At 56.7% G+C, this 17,887-nt stretch carries 9 protein-coding genes and 1 tRNA gene; 6 read left to right on the top strand and 4 right to left on the bottom strand.

What is annotated here, in order from left to right; genetic code table 11:
* Positions 1–78 precede the first annotated feature (78 nt).
* From PT279_RS00525 to PT279_RS00515, 3 genes are all read right to left on the bottom strand, one after another.
* Positions 79–654 carry a GtrA family protein gene (locus tag PT279_RS00525; RefSeq protein WP_277164433.1) on the bottom strand — a complete coding sequence of 192 codons (576 nt, stop codon included), beginning with the start codon at positions 652–654 and terminating at the stop codon, positions 79–81.
* Positions 651–3,098, bottom strand: a complete 2,448-nt coding sequence (locus PT279_RS00520; RefSeq protein WP_277164431.1) for a glycoside hydrolase family 3 C-terminal domain-containing protein — start codon at positions 3,096–3,098, stop codon at positions 651–653. The genes PT279_RS00525 and PT279_RS00520 overlap by 4 nt, the downstream gene beginning before the upstream one ends.
* Positions 3,099–3,515: 417 nt before the next feature.
* A complete protein-coding gene (locus tag PT279_RS00515; protein WP_277164429.1) occupies positions 3,516–6,452 on the bottom strand; it encodes a glycoside hydrolase family 3 N-terminal domain-containing protein in 2,937 nt (978 codons plus the stop codon).
* Positions 6,453–6,723: 271 nt separating this feature from the next.
* Between PT279_RS00515 and PT279_RS00510 the strand changes: the two genes are divergently transcribed.
* The 4 genes from PT279_RS00510 to PT279_RS00495 all read left to right on the top strand — a co-directional run bounded on the left by PT279_RS00510 (position 6,724) and on the right by PT279_RS00495 (position 14,162).
* Complete coding sequence (locus PT279_RS00510) at positions 6,724–9,378, top strand: glycoside hydrolase family 2 TIM barrel-domain containing protein (RefSeq protein WP_277164427.1); 2,655 nt, start codon at positions 6,724–6,726, stop codon at positions 9,376–9,378.
* A gap of 322 nt (positions 9,379–9,700) precedes the next feature.
* Positions 9,701–10,540 (top strand): histidine phosphatase family protein, encoded by an 840-nt coding sequence (locus PT279_RS00505; RefSeq protein WP_277164425.1) that lies wholly within the window; start codon positions 9,701–9,703, stop codon positions 10,538–10,540.
* Positions 10,541–10,640: 100 nt separating this feature from the next.
* Positions 10,641–13,007 carry a serine/threonine protein kinase gene (locus PT279_RS00500; RefSeq protein ID WP_277164423.1) on the top strand — a complete coding sequence of 789 codons (2,367 nt, stop codon included), beginning with the start codon at positions 10,641–10,643 and terminating at the stop codon, positions 13,005–13,007.
* Between the two features lie 198 nt (positions 13,008–13,205).
* Positions 13,206–14,162, top strand: a complete 957-nt coding sequence (locus tag PT279_RS00495; protein ID WP_277164421.1) for a thioredoxin domain-containing protein — start codon at positions 13,206–13,208, stop codon at positions 14,160–14,162.
* Positions 14,163–14,251: 89 nt separating this feature from the next.
* On the opposite strand, the gene PT279_RS00490 is transcribed toward PT279_RS00495, so the two are convergent.
* Entirely contained in the window at positions 14,252–15,247 is a 996-nt protein-coding gene (locus PT279_RS00490) for a thioredoxin domain-containing protein (RefSeq protein ID WP_277164420.1), read from the bottom strand.
* Positions 15,248–15,774: 527 nt separating this feature from the next.
* Between PT279_RS00490 and PT279_RS00485 the strand changes: the two genes are divergently transcribed.
* A tRNA-Thr gene (locus PT279_RS00485) sits at positions 15,775–15,848 on the top strand.
* A gap of 529 nt (positions 15,849–16,377) precedes the next feature.
* Positions 16,378–17,871, top strand: coding sequence for a G5 domain-containing protein (locus PT279_RS00480; protein ID WP_277164418.1), 1,494 nt, complete (start codon positions 16,378–16,380; stop codon positions 17,869–17,871).
* Positions 17,872–17,887: the final 16 nt, after the last annotated feature.

Genomic DNA, 17,887 nt, shown 5'->3' with positions numbered 1-17,887 from the left:
GCCAATCATGTTTCCCTATCGACCGACCTGTATGCGTTTTATAACGTCGGCACCGTATTTAACGGCGCTACGTCCCGTTTACTTTTCGGCTTTGTCGTCCTTCTTGGCGGGGGCAATCCACCACTTCAGCAGCGGGTAGCTGATGATGACGGCCAGGACAGTGTTGACCACCGAGGCAAGAGTGGAGGAAACGGCGTCATTCCAGCCGAAGCCCTTGCACAGCGTCGTGACGTAGCCCGGCAGCAACAGACCACAGACCACGATGATCACGGCCAGAATCGCGTACTTCCACGCAGCGGATTTGAAGCTCGCGTCGGACTTGAAGACCCACTTCATCTGCACCACGAAGTTGACGGCCTGCGCCAGAATCTCCGCGATCAGGAAGGTGAGGAAGCCGCCGAGGCCGTTGGTGCTGGGCTTCGAGTAGTTGAAGATGAGGAAGCTGAATGGCTGGGTTAGCTGCAAGGCGTGCACGAACAGCGCGGTCAGAATCCACACGGCCACGAAACGCGTAATAGTCGAAATGTTCGAAAGCACATTGAACTTGATGAATTCCCACAGGTTCGGGTACTTGTTGATCAGACGCTTGCATGCGGCGATGAAGCCCGTGCCTTCGACCTGTTGTGAGCTTTCGTTCTTGTTGGTGTCACTCATTTGTTTTCAAGCTCCTTCGCTACGCGCTTGTTGGCGGAAATATTGCGGAAATAACCGGCGATGAACGAACCGGCACCACGGAAGGTGTGGCCGTTCGCGATCTTGACGACGGCCTGTACCATCGCGGAATCGATCATGCCCTGCGTCATCTTGCACATCGCACGCGGCGGCATGTTCAAGATGAAGAGGATATTGAGATCAGGCTGGCCAGTCTTTTGACGAACCTTGGCCTCTTTGTTGGCCAATACCTTGGCGACGGTACGGGCCACGAAACCGCGCGAGTCCTTCCACGAGGAAATCGGATCGTTCTCGCCGAAGACGACGGTTTTGCCGGGGGCAATCACTCCGTGGCCGAAGAGGGCTGTCATCTCGTTGTCGGTGACGTCCTTGACCTGACCCTTAAGATAGTGGCCGAGCACCGGGTTCGGCGGGCACAGATCGATGTCGCCCTGAACCATCTGAGTAGTGGAAAGCGGCAGGTTCTCGACGCTATCGCCGACCAGGATCTCGCGTTCACCGGTTTCGGTCTTCCAAGTGCCGGGTACGACGTCGTAATGACGGAATGTATAGCGGTCGAACGGAATGGTGACCGTCTTGGTCTCGTGAGCACCGAGGAAGACCTTCTTGAATCCCTTGAGCTCACGGTCGGGACGCATCGCACCACCCACCGGGCCGCGGACGTACATCTGGGCGACGGTCGCTCCGGCGATATCGGAATCGTTGGTCACAGTAAACGTAATACCTTTTTCGTCACTGGTCAATCCGTAGTAAGTAAACTCGCTGTAACTCAGGCCGTAACCGAACGGGAAACGCACGGGCACGCCGGCGGTCTCGTAATAGCGATAGCCAACGAACGGGCCTTCACGGTAGATGGCGTCACGGCCGATGGCCGGGTACCAGCCGGAGCTGGGGACGTCTTCATACTTGAGCGGCCAGGTCTCGGCAAGATGTCCGGAAGGATTGACAGCGCCAGTGAGCACGCGAGCCGTAGCCGAAGCGCCGGCCTGACCGGAGAGACCGATATACAGAAGCGCGGAAACATCGTCGAACCAAGGCAGCTCGACGGGGGAGCCTGCCACGAGCACGACGACAACGGGCTTGCCGGTAGCGGCCAATGCCTTCACCAAGTCGTTCTGACCTTCGGGAATGGCCATGGTGGAACGGTCAAGGCCTTCGGATTCGCTGCGTTCGTCGAGACCGACGACAGCCACGACCACATCGGTGGTGTCGGCTGCGGCCAGTGCGACGGCATCCTCGACCAGGACGTTGTTCTTGCCGCCGTGACGTTCATAACCCTGCTGGTAACCGGTGACTTCGACGCCATCGATTTTCTTGAGCTGATCGAGCAGGTTCTCCTCGTCCGTCGCGTTGACTTTGGAAGAGCCGGAGCCTTGATAGCGCGCCGTTTCGGCCATATCGCCGACAACAGCGACACGAGTGCCTGCCTTCAGGGGAAGGACCGGGGCGATTTTGCCGTCCGAGCTTCCGTTCTTGAGCAATACACTGGTATTTTCGGCGACATGACGGGCGATATTATGGTGGTCTTTGGCCACATCATCGGCCATCAGGTCATCGCGGCCCACGCCTTCGAAATGCGTGCGTTCGGCAAGCTTGGCGACCTCGCCGGCGCGGACGTTGATATCGGCCTCGGCCAGCGTGCCGGCCTGCACCGCGCCGACCAGCTCGCGCACGGAAGTGTATCCGGGAGACGGCATCTCAAGCGATCCCCCGGCCTTCACTGCGGCGACGGCAGAATCCGAACCGCCCCAATCGGAGATGACCGTGCCGTCGAAACCCCACTCCTGACGCAGGATTTCGGTGAGCAAATGCTTGTTTTCGTGGGCATATGTGCCGTTGATCTGATTGTAGGAGGTCATGATGGCCCAAGGACGCGCCTCGCGAACCATGATCTCGAAACCGGTCAGGTAAAGCTCACGCAGCGTGCGTTCGTCGACCACGGAATTGGAAGCCTGGCGACGCAGCTCCTGGCTGTTGACCGCGAAATGCTTGGGGCAGGAAGCGACACCGTTGCTCTGGATGCCCTTGACCAAGCCTGCGGCCATACGTCCGGCGACCTGCGGATCTTCGGAATAGTACTCGAAATTGCGGCCGCACAAGGGGTTGCGCTTGATGTTCATACCCGGCCCAAGCAGCACGTTGACGCCAAGATCGTGCGCCTCGCGTCCGAGCGCCTCGCCCATTTTCTCGGCCAAAGCCGGGTCCCACGAATTGGCCACGGTTCCGGCGGTGGGGAAGCAGGTGGCGGGCTTGGAAGCCCCGATGCCAAGGTGATCGCCCGCGCCAAGCTGACGACGCACGCCGTGCGGACCGTCACTCATCACAAAGCTCGGAATCCCGGCCCGCTCGTTGCCGCGCGAGTCCCATTCGGAGCCACCGGAAAGCATTGCCGCTTTCTCCGTAACGCTAAGTTCCTCGAGTTTCATGATCCTCCTTATTAAAAATCCTGCTGTCCGCACCGGCTCACCGACTTACCGGCCTGTCGGTTTCATCGTCTCGCCGCGCGAGAGCGGCCCGAACACTGGTTGGCACATATATGCGGCGCTGCACGACTTGTGCCACCTCGCATACAATCCACCAATAGCAAATCCATTTAACCAATAATTTCCAAAGCCCAAGCTCCCGAAAGCCTAAGCTGTCATTTCTTTCGCACGATTGGCGCGCGGGTAATTACTCCGTCGCGCGAGCCTTGATATGCTCCGATATTCCTTTACATCCGCTCTATATCCGCTGCTATACAAAGGAAACGAAAAGGGTGGTGAAGCCCCGCCGTATCTGCTACGGCGAGGCTTCACCTCAGCAATTCCGTATTACAATTCTGTATTAACGGAACCGCTCAGAACTCATTTTTCGTCAGGGGTCACGTCATCAGCCGAATCGCTGGTGACAGCGACCTTGGCTTCGTTGCGGCGACGGAGGTAACGGCGGACCGTTACGACCTCAAGGCCGACGAAAAGCACCGCGACGACAACCCAGACGACGTACATGGCCGTCTTCCAAACCGGCGTGGCCGTCTTAGGATCACCATGCTCATACTCCCAGCTGTTCACCACAGTGTAGAGGATGTTCTTCGAGGCACGACGCATCGCGATCACGGAAGTAGCGGACTTGTCAGTGATGTGATTGGTCACCTTGGTGGTGGCGAGCATGGTGTCGCCGCCGCCGCGAATGACCTGATCAGCGTTCTGATAGCCAAAGCCGGAGAAGTAATCAGTCACCACGAAGCCACGGAAGCCCCATTCGTTACGCAGCACATTGTTGAGCAACGCACTGTTGGCACCGGCGTAAGTATTGCCAATGTAATTGAAGGCGCTCATCGCGGCAGTGGTCCCACCGGTCTTGACACCCATCTCGAACGGCTTGAGGTAGATCTCACGCATCGACTGCTCATTGGCCCAGGTGCACAGCATGTTGGTGCGGTTGGTTTCCTGGTCGTTGAGCGCGAACTGCTTCATGAAGGCGTAGACGCCCTTGGACTGCGCACCCTGAATCTGGCTAGCAGCCAAAGCGCCGGCAAGCTCGCCATCCTCGGAGAAGTACTCGAAGTTACGGCCGGAGAACGGGCTGCGGTGCGTATCCATACCGGGAGCGTACCAGCCGTCCACGTGCATGTCGTGCGCCATATCGCCGATCATCTTGCCGAATTCCTTGTTCAGATCCTTGTTCCACGTGCAGGCGAACGAAACCTCGGCCGGGAAACCGATGGAGCCGACCTTGGTGAAGTTGTTGTTCAGGGCCGCAGGGCCGTCGGCGTCCGTGGTCTTGATCTTGCCGACAGAATCTACAGCAGAGGTTCCGTAACCGCCGTTGGCGATCAGTTCATCCATGTCCTTGAAGGTCATCTGGTCGAGCAGCTTGTTCCATTCCGGATCGTCGTAGGACTTGCCGCGCAGCGAAGCCAGACGGACGTTGTTCTTGGCGCCAGTGGTCGGCATCTTGTCGCTGGCCTTGTCGAACTTCTTCGGGTCGTAATTGCCGTTGTTGTAGAAAGTGGACTTGGCTTTGTCACTCATCGCGAAGTTCGTCGGGGCCGCGGTGGCAGCAGCATAGTTCGCAAAATGGTTGGCGCGAGAAAGATAGGTCACATTGCCTGCTGCATCGTCGAACTGGTTGGTGGCAGCAGTCTTGTCGCCGTTGTGGGTCTTCGACTTGTTGTAAGTAATGGTGGACGGAACATTGACGCTCTGGTGATCGATCACCGTGTGCGAATCCGAGTTGATGGAGATGTCGTAATCGCCCTTTTCCAGCACCCAGGCCTTGGCACCCTTGGAATCATAAGAGGCCATGTCATCATCCTTGAAGGAGATCTTCACGGTCTGGGATTCGCCGGGCTGCAGGAGCTTGGTCTTGCCGAGCGCCACGAGGTTGGTAGAGGCCTTTTCAATGCCACCGTTAGTGTACGGCGGATCGAAGTAAGACTCGACAACGTCCTTGCCGGCCTTGTCACCGGTGTTCTTGACGGTCACGTCGAAGGAGACCTTGCCATCGGCATGGCTGACTTTGCCCATCGACTGGCTGAACTTGGTATAGCTCATACCGTAACCGAACGGATACTGGACAACATCGTTGTAGTTGATGAGGCCTTCCTTGGCGGCGGTCTCATAGAACTTGTAGCCCAGATAGATGCCTTCGGTGTAGTTGACGAACGTCGGCTTGACGGTTCTGGTCTTGCCAGTGGAGCTGGTGACGGACTGAGCGAGCTGGTCGACGTTATTGTACTGGAAATCGCCGTAGTTGTTGACGTTCACGGACTTGTGCAGGTCGCGCAGGAAGGTGTCGGAGGTCTTGCCCGAAGGATTGACTGCACCGGTGAGCACCTCGCCGAGTGCGGTGAAACCGGTCTGGCCGGCGGGCGGGCACCACAGCACGGACTTGATCTGCGGGTAATCCTTCAGGAAGCTGAACTGCATAGCGTTGCCACCGTTGTAGACGAGGGTGACGTTCTTGAAGTTCGCGGTGACCTGATCAAGCATGTCCTTCTCGGACTGGTCGAGCTCAAGGAAGGACTGGCCGTCCTTGAAGTCCTCGTAATCCTTGGAATTGTTGTGATAGGGAACGCCCTTGGCCTTCATATTGCTGGGCAGATCGTTGCCTTCACCACCCTGACGAGCCAACACCACGACGGCCTGGTCAGAGAACTTCTTGGCGTTGTCCATCGCGCCGGCCGGATACTGCTTCATCGGCAGTTCAGGCAGGTCCCATTCAGGAGCGAAAACACCACCACCAGGCGATTGCGGACGTGCCTTCTGATACTTGACATAAGCATCGCTAAGCTGCGTATTGGTCTTGAGACCTGCGTTCTTCATGCCTTCGAGGATGGAGACCGTCTTGTACTGGGTATTCATGGCGCCTGAACCGGTGCCGGAATAAATCGGGTTGGTGGAAGCCCAGCCGAAAACATTGACCTTCTTGCCGCTCATCGGCAGATTGGAGTCATTGTTCTGCAGCATGGTGATGCCTTCGGTCTGCACCTCTTGGGCGAGCTTGTTGGCGCGGCTGATGGTGTCCTGCGAAAGCACGTATTTCTTGGAAGTCACGTTGTTGAGCAACGTGGACATCGGGCCGGTGAGCATCATCGAAACCGCGGCAACGATGGCGACCAGCACCACCAGCCACGTTTCGCTGCGCACGAGCTTACGTGTTCCGGTATTTTGCACCGTCTTCTTGTTGACGGCGACGCTGATGATAATGGCCAGCAGCAGCAAGACGCCGATGACTACCAGGTAGGGCACCAGCGACTTGATGACGTTGACGACATCAGCCATGTTGATCTGCAACATGAGAAGTCCTCTCTTTATGTTTTACATATCATGAATGAACAATGGCCGTCACGTCTCATTTGACGTAACCACCACATCTACTCGCTCAACTTTGAACCAAGCCATGCGACGATGCTACATTCATACAGCTTCATTGTGTAATGGCAATCTTGAATTCTCAAGGTTGTGGCTCAGCCTGTCATTTTCCACGCACGTTTTGCAGCCATCCCACGTCAAATCTTTTTCGACAACGCACGACGGTAGTATCAAGACATAGTAGAAAAGAGCATCTATGCAGTCAACGGGATTCGACAGGAACTGGCAGGTTCGGCACTTGGACAGCGACGAAACGTTTACGCCGGTGACCTTGCCCCACGACGCCATGCTTTACGAGCCCCGTCTGGAGAACGCTCCGGGAGGGACCAACACCGGATGGTTCGACGGGCGCGATTACGAATATATCCGCCACTTCACGCCCGGCGAGGACCTGCGCGGCAATGCCGTCATTCTCGAGTTCGAAGGCGTCTACCGGCTTGCCGAAATCTTCGTCAACGGACGAAAGGCCGGTTCCTACGACTATGGGTACAACGGGTTTACCGTCGACGTCACCAACTTTGTCGCCATCGGCGAGGACAACGAAATCCGGGTGGTGGCGCATAACGCCGACCAGCCCAACTCCCGCTGGTATTCCGGGGCGGGCATCTATCGCCCGGTCACGCTTTGGACGGGGCCGCGCAAGCATATCCGCTTCGAAGGCATCGGGGTACGCACGATATCGATGGACCCGGCGAAAATCGAGGTCACGCTGCAGACCACCGGAGCGGGCAGCGCGCATATCGAAATCTTCGAAGGGAAACAGGATACCGATACGCCGGCAACCTCCACGCCAGCATCCGAACACATTACATCAAAAGCTTCCAAATCAATACCATCAGTGGCATCCACAAACTGCAAAACCGACGAGCAAGGCAACGCAACCGTCATGCTGGATATCCCCAATGCGCAATTGTGGAGCCCGGAACATCCCAATCTTTATACATGCCAAGTAAGTTACCAAGCCGAACACGGCGAGATCGCCACAGACACGGCCAGCACGACGTTCGGCGTGCGTACGCTTGCCTGGGGCGAGCGCGGATTCCTCATCAATGCAAGACGCACCGTCCTGCAAGGCGCCTGCATCCACCACACCAACGGCATACTGGGAGCCGCCGCGTTCCCCGATGCCGAACGGCGCAAAGTCGAAGAGCTGAAGGCCCAAGGCTACAATGCCATACGCTCGGCCCATAACCCCTGCTCCAAGGCCCTTCTCGAGGCATGCGACGAACTGGGAATGCTCGTTCTGGACGAATACATCGACCATTGGTACATTCACAAAACCCTCTACGACTATGTCGATTACTTCTCGGCCAACTGGCGCAAGGACCTGGCAGCCATGGTCTCGAAAGACCGCAACCATCCCAGCGTCGTCATGTATTCGATCGGCAACGAGGTCAGCGAAACCGCCGAAAAGAAGGGCATCGCGCTGACCCGATCCATGGTCGATCTGCTGCACACCCTCGACCCGAGCCGACCGGTGACTTGCGGGATCAATATCTTCTTCAATTTCTTGAGCTCGATCGGTTTCGGCGTCTATTCCGACAAGAAAGCGCGCAAAGAGGCCGAATCGGAATCCGGCGAGCGCACACCCGAGCTTTCGCGAGAAGACATCGTACCCGGAGCATGCGTGGTCTCAACCGCCGAAAACGGGCAGAATAAACCCAAACACAAAGCCGTGGGCAGCGAGTTCTTCAATAATCTTGCGGGAATCATGGGCGCCGATTTCATGAAAACCGGAGCCACGCTGCATGCCTGCGATATCAAGACCCGCGACGCGTTCGCACAGCTCGATATCGCCGGCTACAACTACGGCATCAAACGCTACCGAAAGGATCTGCAACGCTACCCGCATCGGCTCATCCTCGGTTCCGAAACGTTCTGCAACGATGCCTACCGGTTCCATGAAATGGCCAAGGCAAACCCGCGGCTTATCGGGGATTTCGTATGGGCAGGTATGGATTACCTGGGCGAAACCGGCATCGGAGCCTGGGAATACGAGGATTATGCACCAGCGGAAAACGGGTTGGGATGGCTCGCCGCGGGCTCGGGCCGTCTCGATCTGACAGGAAGGGTGACCGGCGAGGCTCTCTATACCCGCGTTGCGCTTGAAAAGGACCAGGGCCCTTACCTTGCGGTACAGCCAGTGAACCATACCAACGGCAAGCACTCCCCAAGCGCCTGGAGAATGACCGATGCCATGCCTTCCTGGAGTTGGGCGGGCTGCGAAGGCCACAAGGCGAACGTGGAGGTTTATGCCCGCGCGGCCAACGTTGCCCTGATATTGAACGGACAGGAAATCGGCCGGAAGACATTGCACGACGATTGCCTTGTGCGATTCAGCTGCGAATATCAACCTGGAACTCTTGAGGCCGTAAGCTTCGATGCGAACGGCGAGGAAATCGGCCGGCGTGCATTGACCAGCGCCCAAGGCCCGACCCGGCTCACCGCTTCTCTGGAACCCGAAAGCGGTTTCGAGGAATCGCAATCCGTTTACGCGGATTCGACGGAGCATAAACAACACATGGCCTCGTCCGGCATCTGCCGTCCGGGACATCTGGCATACGTGCGCGTGCGTTATACCGATGCCGCCGGAATCACCAAACCGCTGGAACGCGGCATTTTGCGGGCACGAATCAGCGCCGGCCGGCTGGTCGCTTTCGGCTGCGCGGCACCGTTCAACCCGGGCAGTTTTGTCATCGGCAGCACCGACACCTACTACGGTGAAGCACTGGCAATCATAGAAATGCCTACTGCGGAAGAGGCCCCGAAAGCCGACGCCGAACCATCGCCGATAATCCTGAATGTCACCGACGGCAAACTGGAAACCAGCCTTGCCATCAAAATGGCGTAACGGGCTCCGCGCATTTCAGTATCGAATATCCTGCCATCAACGCCGTTACGCACGAATCCGCTACGCCCTGTAAACATATGACAATTTACCTATTTAAATAAAATAGACACGCAAAAATGCTCTATTTCGATCACATGATATCATTTTAGAATAATCATAATTCAAATAGGTCACAGCGGAGCACCTATATTCCTTTAATCCGGACGTGTGTGTTGCCATCATTGCAGAGCACATGAACGATAGTCTTCCACGCTGGATTCACCCACCGCCCGTGCTGTTTACGACGAAGTCACGCAGGGCAACCCAAAGAGAAAGGGATATCATGAACAAAGTCCTAGCGAAAGCAATCGCCATGCCTGCGGCTATCGCGCTTATCTGCCTTGCCGGCGCATGCGGATCCGATACGAAAGCAAATAATACGGCCCAGACGAATGCAGCCGCGCAAACCACCACCATCTACCTGGTCCGTCACGGCGAGACCGCGGCAAATGTGATGCATCGCGCACAAGGTTGGAGCGACTTCACGCTGACGCAAAACGGCGTCGATGGCGCCAAATACTTGGGCAAGGGGCTGAAAGACGTGAAATTCGCAGCAGCCTATTCCGGCGATTTGACCAGGCAGGAAAAGACAGCCGACGGCGCGCTGAAGGCCTCGGGCAACAACAAGGTCAATCTGAAAATAGACCCGCGTTTAAGGGAGTGCAACTACGGCAGTTACGAGGGGGTACCGGACACAGACGAGGCCATACCTGCAATAGCCCAGCATTTCGGCTACGCGAACGCCCAAGACTTCATGAAAGGCTCCGGAAGCCAGTTGATGAGCAAGATGCAGGAAGGATACTACGAACTTGACCAGGCCAACAGCCTCAAAACCGACCTGCCGACGGAATTGCGCGCCGAAAAGCCCGAAACCGTTGAAAACAGAATGAGCGAAGCCCTGACCCAAATCGCCAAGAAGCAGGGCGACAAAGGCGGCAACATCCTCGTGGTGAGTTCCGGAATGTCAATCAGCCTGTTCCTGGAAGCGCAAAAAATTCCCAACAACGCAGGGCCGCTGAAAAATGATTCGGTCACCGAACTCACCTACAAAAACGGCAAGTTCACACTAGTTGGCGACATCGGAAGCCTGAAATATTACGACGCCGGCAAAAAAGCGGCATAACGGGCTTACGCCACCGTCGAGAAAGTGCCCATATGGGCCGGGCCAGGGACGATGCGGCAACCAACCGGCAACGTGCCATGCCCCAAAGTAGTATTGAAGTATGAGCGACTTGAACGCGTTGGATTTACAACCCGGGGAGATTGTCGGCGGATATACACTGATCTCGCGGCTGGGTGGCGGCGCGATGGGTTCGGTCTGGCGCGTACGGGACGACGGCGGGCAAATCTATGCAATGAAAATCCTGCGGGATTCGCTCAAGGACGACGACGAAACCGATAGTCAGGATTACCAAAACAGCGGTATTTCAGACAACAATGCATCCGATGATTACGGCAACACCACTGCCAATGGCAACGGCGACTCGACGCGCCATCACCACAGCCACGACCCGCACGTCACGGCCCGCGAGCGCATGCGGCGCGAGGCGGTGGCTATGCGCAAGGTACATCACCCCGGAGTCTGCGCCATCGTCGACATGGAACTCGACGATTCGCTCGCCTTCATCGTTACGGAGCTGATCGAAGGCAAGAACCTGCGCGATGACGTGGCGGCGAACGGTCGGTACGTCGGCAACGATTTACAACGCCTCGCCGCAAAGCTTATCGACGCGGTTCGCGCGGTGCACGCCCAAGGCATTATCCACCGCGACATCAAACCCACCAACGTCATGATTTCGGCTTCCGGCCCGGTACTGGTGGACTTCGGCATCGCGATGACCGCCGGCGAAAGCCATGTCACGCGCACCGGCTTGGTGATGGGCACGCCAGGCTTCATCGCCCCCGAAATCATCGACGGCGCGGAAAGCAACGAGGCCACCGACTGGTGGTCGCTCGCCAGCGTCATCGCCTTCGCAGCCACCGGCCGGCCGGTTTTCGGCAGCAAACCGATGATGGCCGTGCTCGAGCGCGAGGCGAGTGGCAACGCAAATCTCGCCGGCCTTCCGCCCAATACGCTTAACGCCTTGCGCGGTGCGCTTGACCCGGACCCCGCCAAACGCTGCAACCCCGACCAATTGCTGCAAGCCATCACGCTCGACGCCCTCAACCCCTTCGAAAACGGCGAGCTGGATGATGAGGACGAAAACGTGACCGGCAACAACGCCAACGGCTCTGGCGGGGTGGTGCCCCCTTTTGGCCAAACGCCTCGGCCTGATTCTGACCCGGATTCGGGGAGTCCGACGACAAGCAATCCCCGAACCAATTGGACCGATGACATTCCCCTATCACCGGCGGTATCAGAGAATGATACTTCTGAACGCGATGTCAATAATGTCGGAACAAAGCCAATGGCCCCGCAAAGCCGGCAAATACGCGGTTCCACGCGAGCGATGCCACAAGGAGACAATAAAAGAAACGGTGACGCTGCCGCAACGATACCGCTCGTCCCGTCCACCGGGACAATGCCACTGAGCACAGAAATGACGCGAAGCCTGGAGCCGACGTCGCCTCTGAGCTCTGCGAGCCCGCAGGACGTTGAACAGACGGGAGCAGGAACCGTACCTATGGCAATCGCCCCACTGGCTCCGGGCCAGCAACAAGTCCCTGGCGCACAGTACCCGACACCATATATATACGGTCAGCCGAACGCGCAACCTGGTTATATGCCCCAGTCGGCTTCAGCCCAACCCGTGATTCAATCGCTTGAATCCGAACCGGCAGTGAACCCGGCAGATATCAGGCGTGGCAAACTTCTCTCGCGCTCGATCCTGACGCTATGGCTTCTGGCAATTCCGCTCGCGCTGCTTTCGGCAAGCATGCCAATGATTTCGATTTGCTGCGCTGCAATCCTGCTTTGGTTCCTCCTAACGCTAGGCTACAGCGAAGAGGGCCAACTTGAGCGCGAAGGTCGCCGCGGCGGCATTCGCAAAGGCGGGGACACCGCGTTACGTACGGTCAGTTTGCCCTGGCATATCCTTGAGGCCCTGCTTTTCACTATTCCGCGAGCGCTGATCCTCATCGTCATCGCCGGCGTGGGCCCAGTGATCGTCAATCTGGTTTCAGGACTTCCCACCCACATGGTTGCGTTGTCGATCGGTCCCTGGCACATCCCATTCCCCTTGCCTGCGGACCTTTCACTGTCCTATTCGAGCGCATCGCTGGCGGTATTCATGGCCGCCGCCTGGCTGGTCACCGTTTTCGGTCCGAAGGCCACGTTGCTGCGCATCGGTGCCGGCCGCCTGCGCGGATCCTCCTACCCCAAACCGGACAATACGATACAGGCAGAGCCTCAACCCCTTCCTTCAACCCCGACTTCCAACAAATACGGATATAATTTATCAAGGTATGAAAACGATGCCAGCGATATCAACGCTGAAGCAGACATGAATGGCAGTGGGTCTTCCAAACGTCACTCGGCTGGGCACTGGGTACTTTTGGCGATTTGGCTGATACTGTCGCTTGCGGCGCTCACGTTGGCCCTCAGCAACCATCAGATCAACTGGGTCCCTCTACCCACCCCTCAATTGTGATCGCGCAATCCGAACGTACGGCCAGAATCCGCATCGGTCGCAAAATGCAATCCATGTTCGCCGCTGGGCTATTTCATCCACCCATACGTGCAAAATAAGAGAGCACTAAGTCCATTTTGAGCACACTGGTTGTTTTACCTGTTTTAACAGGAAATCAACCGGCAGTTAACACTATTTTGCAATCATAAAGAAGGACACATGGCACAACAGGGCAATAAAAAAGCGCAAAAACGCCAGACGAGAGCCAGACGCCAGGCCGAGGAAGAAGCACGGCAGAAAGCGCTCGCAGAGGCCGCCGCCAAGGAACGCAAGCAGCAGACCATCATCGGCGCCATAGTTGTGGCCGTCATCATCATTCTTGTCGCCGTTATCGCCGTCATCAGCCTCCGTTCGATCCACAAGAAGAACGAAGCGAACAAAGTCACCGCCGACGCTTCGTACTCCGCCCTGCAAAAAGTGAAGACCAAACCGAAGTACGCCGACGACAAGGGCGGCATTCTGATTTCCAAGGACGGCTACAACAAGAAAATCGCCAAAGTGCCGACCGTCGAGATCTATATGGATCCGCTTTGCCCTGGCTGCGGTTCGCTGCACCGTCAGATTGACACCGACCTCGATAAATTGGTGAACTCCGGCCAAATCAATCTGGTCTACCATCCCATGAACTTCCTCGATGCGGATTCGACCGACCAGTACTCCACCCGCGCCGCCGGAGCCCTGCTTTACGTCTCCAGCCACGATCCGGACGCCCAGCACCTGCTTGATTTCGTCAGCAACCTTTACAAGGAAGGCTACCAGCCTGGCGAAGGTCCTGAATACAAGCCGACCAGCAACGCCCAGATCCGGGCCCAGGCCATCTCCGCCGGAGTTTCCCGAGACGTGATGAGCAAGGCGTTCGACGGCACCTACAACAAGTGGCTCAAGGCATCCTACGACTACACGGTTCGGCGCAAGGACCTGCTCAACAGTTCCGGGCAGATGAGCACCCCGGCCGTCACCATCAACGGCAAGCTCATGGACATGTCTGAGATTTCGCAACTGGGCATCACCCAGAAGCAGGCTTTGCTCAAGCAGCTTGGCATCAAGGAATCGCAGGTCGGCGAGGAAGGGGTCCGGCCGAAGATCGGCACCGGAGCTCCCGAACCCTTAAACTGACAAGCTGATTACGAGCTTCAAGACCGGCGGCAGATTCACGCGTTCGTGCGCGATCTGCCGCCGGTTTTTGTTTTGTTGATGCGCTGGACTCACGCAGACGGCTGAGTCTTGGGGAATGTGGGATTGCCGTTACTGCCGATGGCCGGCTGCTTGCCAACCCTCCCGACATCCTCGTTGGAAAGGCCTATGGACTGCAGGATGGCCACCTTGTAGGTGAGGCCAATATCGGAAATCCCGGAAATATCTAACATTTTGCCGTTAATGACCACGACGGGGGTGGTGAGCTTGCCTTTGAACTGGCCTGCGACATCCTTGAGCTCCGGACGGCGCAACGTGTATTGTGCGGCAGCCGAAAGCCAGGGGTTGTATTCGCCGCCGAACGCTTTGGCGGCTATGTCCGCGGGAACACCGGACGCCATGGCCTGCTGCCGCAGTTGCTCGTTACTCACCGACTTGTAGTTGGAAGCCTCTCCGGGCTGGAAGCTGTCGGCATGGATGTTGGTGAGAAAGTCGAGAAGATGGTCGGGATTAGGGTCGTTCGATGCAATATAGGCGACGCCGTTATCCGCGCGTGACGAATAATGGTCGGTCGACATGTTGTCGAGGAACGTCACCGGATGGATTTCAAAATTCACCTGGCCGGCATCGAGCAGCGCACGAAACGTCGCGTCCATCTGCTGATGAAGGACCGCGCATCCCGGGCACATCGGGTCGGTGTAGATTTCCACGGTCGGGGCATCGTTCTGCTTCATGCCGTATCCGGCTTTCGAAAAAAGAATGCCGCCCTTGTCGTTGGTAAACTTGGGCTTCACCTTTACATTTTGCAACGCGACATATGCCTGCTCTTCGGTAATATTTTGCGCTGCATTGCGCTTGGCGATGGACCGGTAACTGACCAATCCGATAACGGCCACGAAAATCACGACGATGAAGAAAGCGATGGATCCAATAATACGACGTTGCTTGCGTTCTTTGGCTTCCTGCGCCCGACGCGTCTGAATCAACAAATCGCCGGCGTCCACACCACCATACCAGGAGGTAGCAGTTGCCGCCTGTTCGTAGTCATTGCGTGTATGCCGAGCCATACTCCGTCCTCTATACCCTTTGCGCTAGCAACGTTGTCTATTCGCCGGATCTTTGAGGGATACCGGCCGTTTATGTCCTACCATTCCTACCCCCTAACAAACTATGTGGCCTATGCCGAAAAAGCGCAACGCCAATCAAGCTGTGCAAGAAGCAGCATTCTTACAATATAACACGAGTCAAAACTCGACGAATTCTCTCTCGTCTAGCGAAGGCGTTTTGCGCAAAACGCAACTTCGTTTTATATGACGTAAAACGGCAGCAAGGGTCGAGAATCTATTAATATCAACAATTATTGCCTTCCGATATATTCTACAGAGAATCAACGAAGTTGTATTGAAACGTTTTATGTTTTGAATCGATGTATATATATTTCGTTTTAAGCGACTTTCATTACAAAGCGTTTGGATTACACAAAATATCAACACGATTTCACGTCGCTCAATACCACGCAGGCACATCTCAGTAATCGAGCCTTCCTGTTAGAGTATTGGTCTGTCTGGTTTTGTCGGATACGATTGAAACCAACGCCTCCTTAGCTCAGATGGCCAGAGCGGCCGCCTTGTAAGCGGCAGGTCGTCGGTTCGATCCCGACAGGAGGCTCACCGGTGCGATGTTGCGGTGACAGACAAGAGTTGTTGATAGTTGTAGTTGCCCACGGTAGAGACGGGCAGCGCGCTTCGATTGAAGCAGTAATGAATTTGTTGTAAGGCCCACGAGAGTGGGTTGCGTGCGTTGTGGCGGTTCGTAAACCTTACGTCCACAACGATTCCGGCGTGAAGGAGGTGCCGGCGGTATTACTCGTGCTCGAGTAAGTAAGCGTTGTTCCTCTTCCATATGAGGGCAGCGTCCAAGGGCGAAACTTCCCCCAATTTGCTTCGCCCTTTAGGGGCGGGAATATCCCCTTCTCTCCCGCCCCTTTTCCCCTCTTTAAAGGGCTTTTCCGTTACATTCGTTGCTATATATGCCACCTTTCGTCACGCTTTCCGCGCTTTCTTTGCAAAACCTTGACCTCATAAGCCGGATGCGTATTGAAGCCCTCACAGTGAAACCGATAGACTGTAGACTAGATAAGGCGAGAGCATGCGCAGCGATACGCGTCATGCTCGGAAAATGACTTCAGGGGGTTCGCATGGCACGTCGATGGACACCACGGCGGTTCGTCACTTTGCGCAGGATTCGCGTGGCGGTTTGCGTCGGGGTGGTGCTGCTCGCCAGCATCATCTTCTTCGCCATCACCGCGCGCAAAACGGTGGCCCTGACGGTCAACGGCGAAACAAAAAATGTCGCCACCTATTCCGCCTCCGTCCCCAGATTCCTTGAATCGCAAGGGGTCAAGACCAAGTCCCACGATTTTATCGACTCCACCAACGAAAAGGCGGGCCTGACCAATCACGACGTGGTCACCGTGCGCAGCGCCTACCAGACCACCATCAACATCGAAGGCCAGGACGTGCCTTTCTGGACCTACGCCACCAGCGCAGACCAGCTGCTCGGATTCTTCAAGGCCAATGACCAGAACGCCGCAAAGGTGTCGGTCGATGTCGGCAACGTCTACAATCAGCTCACCGGCGGGTTCGTGATCAACAAGGCCGGCCCGGTGACGGTAATCGCCGACGGCAAGACCTCCATCGCGCCCAACGGCAAGCTCACGGCCGCCTCAATTTTGGACTCCAAAAACATCACGATCGGCAAAGATGACCGCGTGAGCGTCAGCGAGGAAAACGGGCAGACCATTCTGCGCGTCCAGCGCGTCACCCACGGCGAGGAGACAAGAGACGTCGCTCTGCCTTTCTCCACACGTACCGTGGTCGATTCGAGCCTGCAACCCGGCCAGACCGAAATCCGTCAGGCTGGCCAAAATGGCAACAAACAGCAACTTTACGACGTCACTTACGTCGACGGCCAGGCCGAAAGCTCCACGCTCAAGTCTGAAACCGTCACGCAGGTAGCCCTCGACCAAGTCGTGGCTGTTGGCCCTGCCGCACCCGCTGCTCCCGCGCCTTCAACCGGTAACGACAATGGCACTGGAACAGATAAAGACAACGGCTCAAACAACAACGATTCCAGCAAAGACAATAACTCGAATAACAATTCGACTCCGTCCACACCAGCCCCTTCGACTCCGTCACAGCAACCCAGTCAACCGAGCCAACCAAGCACACCCTCCGCACCGGCTCAGCAGCCTCAGCAACCGAGCAAGCCCTCGCAACCGGCACCGGCACCAAGCCCTGCACCAGCTCCGGCCCCCGCGCCTTCGACGCCCAGCCATGGCGGCTTGTGGCACGCTTCCGGAACGGTGGCGCAGACCTATGCCTGCGCGATGGTGATGCAGCACAGTGGATGGGGTTGGGGCCAGGGAGATTGCCAGCCACTCATCAACATGTGGAACAAAGAATCCGGCTGGAGATGGAACGCGCAGTATTACAATAACGGCCGTAACGATCCGTACAACAATGCCTATGGCATTCCCCAGTCGTATCCAGGCAGCAAAATGGCGACATTCGGCAGCGATTGGCTGGACAACTCCGCCACCCAAATCGATTGGGGCTTGAGCTATATCCACAGCAGGTATGGCAGCCCGACAGGCGCTTGGAACCACTGGCAGCAAACCGGCAACTACTGATATAAGCTTCGCGGTA

The sequence above is a fragment of the Bifidobacterium sp. ESL0784 genome (assembly GCF_029433295.1).
In the GTDB taxonomy this organism is placed as follows: domain Bacteria; phylum Actinomycetota; class Actinomycetes; order Actinomycetales; family Bifidobacteriaceae; genus Bifidobacterium.
This window is presented reverse-complemented; position numbering and strand designations above follow the sequence as displayed.

Bases quoted from the DNA above. Each gene is read 5' to 3' on its own strand.
- PT279_RS00525 (WP_277164433.1), bottom strand. From the start codon at position 654: ATGAGTGACACCAACAAGAACGAAAGCTCACAACAGGTCGAAGGCACG.
- PT279_RS00520 (WP_277164431.1), bottom strand. From the start codon at position 3,098: ATGAAACTCGAGGAACTTAGCGTTACGGAGAAAGCGGCAATGCTTTCC.
- PT279_RS00515 (WP_277164429.1), bottom strand. From the start codon at position 6,452: ATGTTGCAGATCAACATGGCTGATGTCGTCAACGTCATCAAGTCGCTG.
- PT279_RS00510 (WP_277164427.1), top strand. From the start codon at position 6,724: ATGCAGTCAACGGGATTCGACAGGAACTGGCAGGTTCGGCACTTGGAC.
- PT279_RS00505 (WP_277164425.1), top strand. From the start codon at position 9,701: ATGAACAAAGTCCTAGCGAAAGCAATCGCCATGCCTGCGGCTATCGCG.
- PT279_RS00500 (WP_277164423.1), top strand. From the start codon at position 10,641: ATGAGCGACTTGAACGCGTTGGATTTACAACCCGGGGAGATTGTCGGC.
- PT279_RS00495 (WP_277164421.1), top strand. From the start codon at position 13,206: ATGGCACAACAGGGCAATAAAAAAGCGCAAAAACGCCAGACGAGAGCC.
- PT279_RS00490 (WP_277164420.1), bottom strand. From the start codon at position 15,247: ATGGCTCGGCATACACGCAATGACTACGAACAGGCGGCAACTGCTACC.
- PT279_RS00480 (WP_277164418.1), top strand. From the start codon at position 16,378: ATGGCACGTCGATGGACACCACGGCGGTTCGTCACTTTGCGCAGGATT.